Source organism: Paramuribaculum intestinale (assembly GCF_003024925.1).
Lineage (GTDB): Bacteria > Bacteroidota > Bacteroidia > Bacteroidales > Muribaculaceae > Paramuribaculum > Paramuribaculum intestinale.
Map to the genome: position 1 here is coordinate 1 of NZ_PUED01000207.1, position 3814 is coordinate 3814.

Below are 3814 nucleotides of genomic sequence, written 5' to 3' on the forward strand. Positions count from 1 at the left end.
TGCGAGCACGGCACTGCCGCAGGCCATCAATACGAGGAACATTGTGCCGAATCCCTCGGCCATATATTTTTTCATAGATTCATGAATTTGAATTGATTTTAAGAAAAAACAAACGCCGCTCGCCTTTTGTTGCAGCGAAGCGGCGTTAAAAATGTCGCACGACGACAGGGAAAGCATGGATTCATAGATTTCACTTCATTACCGGGAAAGGGTCTATGGCGTCGATATCCACCTGCTCGCCTGAAAGCAGGGAGCGTCTTATCTGCGCGGTGACCGCGCGGTAGCCGGCTGTTTCGAGCGGCGAAGCGTTAAGGGAGCGATCATCGTCGCTGCCGATGTCAAGAAGCGATTCCGTGCGTGCGATCGAGTCGAGCACCTTCTGCGACTCGGCACCGGTACGGAGCAGCGACAGCGTGTAGGCAAGCTGCTCGGGCAGACGCAGATTCCATCCGGCTATGGCGGATATATCCATATAATCCTGAAGCTCCTTATATCGCCGGCATACGTACAGTTCGATAAACAGAGCCGAAACCGGCGGAATCTGATGCAGTCTGAAGCTTGACACCAGCATATTGACCGCCGCACCATGACGTCCGGCGCGTATCAGCTCTTCGGCTTTGGCATTCCAGTCGTCGTTTCCCTCAGCGGCTTTTTCCATCGCCGCCATCATCACGTCGACCGGTATGGCACCGTCGGTGATGGTGTTGAGATACTCCACTGTCGGCAGATCATCGGGATGTCGGCGACGATACGCTTCAAGAGCATCGACAGCCATCGGCACGAATCCGGCCGCATAGAGTGTCAGAGCCTTGTAGTGAGCCGGAGCCGGATCGTCGGGTTCCACCTCTATAGCTTTGTCGAGCCATGACACAACCTCTTCACATGGACGGCACATTTCGTAGAGTGCCTGAGCCTTGAGCATCATGGCTCTGACCGACTCGGGGTTTATGGCCAGCGCGTAATCGGCCGAATTGATGCTGTCGTCAAACTTCGATGCCGCGATCTGTATCTCTGCGAGATTTTCCCAGAATTCACAGTTGAACGGCTCCAGATCGGTCAGCTGTTCGGCGCATGTCATGGCCACCCCATAATCGTAGTTGACCTTGGCTACCTCGACCATCTCGTAAAGAAATGTCTGCGGGTAGTCGGTCAGACGCATAATGCGTTCTTTCGACTCTACAAGCCAGGCGAACTCCCCGATTTCCGAAGCGGTCTGCACAAGCTGTATGATCCATTCGTCCTCGAAATCTGATCCGCCATCTATGATGCTTTCGAGCCGTTCGCGGGCCTGCTGACGCGACGGCTTGTCGATACGCAACGCCAGCAGACGTCCGATGACCGAGCCGGCTACCGGCGCGACAGCCCTGCGGGCCGATTCATCGCCCGATGTATCAAACACCAGACACGCCTTACGCTGCATCAGCGGCTCGCTCGACGGGTAGAGCCGCGCCCCGACCAGCAACACGTCGATACGCGTCGCGTCGTCGGCCATGTCCGAGGCATAGTCGAATATCTCGATCAGATCATCCTCATCGAAATAAGCGTCGGGCTGCACGGATTCTTCCTTAAAGCGGTCGTAAAGCCGTTTCAGTTCGTCATTGTAGCTGCTGTGTGGATCGTCAAGTCTGCTCACCTGGCTGAAGAAGATGTTTTAGTAATGGGTTGATATGGCGACGGCTCACTTTTTCTGCTCCTTCTCCCAGCTGTCCTTGAGGGCAATGGTGCGGTTAAACACCAGATTGTCGGGGGTCGACGAGCGGTCGGGCGTAAAGTAGCCTATGCGCTGGAACTGGAAATGCTCTCCCTGACGGGCGTTCTCGGCGAGGAAAGGCTCCACCTTCACTCCCTCTACCGTGACAAGCGAATCGGGATTGAGCAGCTCGCGGAAATCGCGGTCGGTTTCGGCCGCAGGATTCTCCACGCTGAAAAGACGGTCGTAGAGCTTCACGGTAGCATCGACGGCATGGCGAGCCGACACCCAGTGGAGAGTGCCCTTGACCTTGCGCATGCTTCCGGGCAGTCCGCTGCGTGTATCGGGATCATACGTGCAGTAGATCTCCTCGATAGTGCCGTCGTCGGCTTTTTTGACGCCGGTGCACTTGACTATGTAGCCGCCTTTTAGGCGCACTTCCTGGTCAGGCGCCAGACGGAAGAATTTCTTGGGAGGATTCTCCATGAAGTCGTCGCGCTCGATATAAAGCTCACGGCTGAACGGCATGGTGTGTGTGCCGGCATCGGGCTGCTCGGGATTGTTGTCCATCGAAAGCATCTCCACCTGATCGTCGGGATAGTTTGTGACTATGAGCTTCACGGGGTTGATCACGGCCATTCCGCGTGTGGCTATGGCGTTGAGATCGTCGCGCACGGCATGTTCGAGCAATGACACACTGTTGAGCGCCTCATACTTGGTGTAGCCTATCTTGTCGATAAAGTTGCGTATGGATCGTGGTGTATAACCGCGGCGGCGCATTCCGGATATTGTCGGCATACGCGGATCGTCCCATCCGTCGACGAGGCCTTCCTGCACAAGCTGCAGAAGTTTGCGCTTCGACATGACAGTGTAGGTCAGGTTGAGGCGGTTGAATTCGATCTGACGCGGGCAGTACGACTCATCGGCCAGTTCCTTTACGAAATACTCATAAAGCGGGCGGTGAACCACAAATTCCAGAGTGCATATCGAGTGGGTAACACCTTCGAAATAGTCGCTCTGACCATGGGCGAAATCATACATCGGATAGACTTTCCATTTGTCGCCGGTGCGGTGGTGGGGAGTCTTGATGATTCTGTACATGATCGGATCGCGGAAATGCATGTTGGGCGATGCCATGTCAATCTTGGCACGCAGCACACGCGCTCCTTCGTCGAACTCACCGGCATTCCTGCGCATGAACAGATCAAGATTCTCTTCAGGTGTACGGCTGCGGTAGGGGCTCTCCTGCCCCGGCTCTGTGGGCGTTCCCTTCTGCCGGGCTATCTCTTCCGAGGTCTGGTCGTCGACATAGGCTTTACCTTCCTTAATCATACGGCATGCGAGATCAAACAACTGAGGGAAATAGTCGCTGGCGTAATACTCGCGGTCGCCCCAGTCAAATCCGAGCCAGTGGATATCCTCTCGTATGGCGTCGACATATTCCACATCCTCCTTTACAGGATTGGTGTCGTCAAAACGGAGGTTACAAGTGCCACCGAAACGCTCTGCGACTCCGAAGTCCATGCATATTGCCTTGGCATGGCCTATATGGAGGTAGCCGTTGGGCTCGGGCGGGAAACGTGTGTTGAGGCGTCCGCCGTTCTTACCCTCGCGGAGATCGTCGGCCACGATCTGTTCCACGAAGTTCAGGCCACGTGTTTCAGCTGCCGGCTGTATGTCTTTTTCTTCAGTCATAATGATAATGATGATGATAAGTTGTTGTTTCAGAATTTATATGCCGCCAGGGCATGAAAGTCATAGTTGTGAATGCGCGGGCATACGATGCCGTCGGTGCGGGCTACATTCTTGAATCCGAACTGCAGACGCGCCCCTATGGCGAAATGACGGCCAAACTGGAGGGCTGTGGAGAAATGCAGTCCGATGTCACTGCGTCGGTATGAATGGATAAAAGTGTCCTTGCTGTTGAAATAATCCGGTTTGCTCTTCACCACACGCGGGACGAGCTGTCCGAGATCGTTGATGACGGAGTTGAAAATGGTCTGATTTTGAGATCCCGAAAGCCCGTACTGATAAAATAGCCCCGCATCGACATTCCATCTGATCGGACCCAGCACATGGAATCTGAACGACATGAACACCGGTATGTTGGCGTAGCAGTAACGG

3 protein-coding genes are annotated in these 3814 nt (G+C 54.7%); all 3 read right to left on the bottom strand.

Going from position 1 to position 3814, the window contains the following annotated elements:
• Window positions 1-190: 190 nt before the first annotated feature.
• Window positions 191-1633, bottom strand: coding sequence for a tetratricopeptide repeat protein (locus C5O24_RS11610; protein WP_107036730.1), 1443 nt, complete (start codon window positions 1631-1633; stop codon window positions 191-193).
• Between the two features lie 45 nt (window positions 1634-1678).
• Window positions 1679-3385: a glutamine--tRNA ligase/YqeY domain fusion protein gene (locus tag C5O24_RS11615; RefSeq protein ID WP_107681868.1), complete on the bottom strand. Its 1707-nt coding sequence runs from the start codon at window positions 3383-3385 to the stop codon at window positions 1679-1681.
• 29 nt (window positions 3386-3414) lie between these two features.
• Window positions 3415-3814: outer membrane beta-barrel protein (locus C5O24_RS11620; protein ID WP_133165560.1), on the bottom strand; the 400-nt coding region annotated here is incomplete at its 5' end.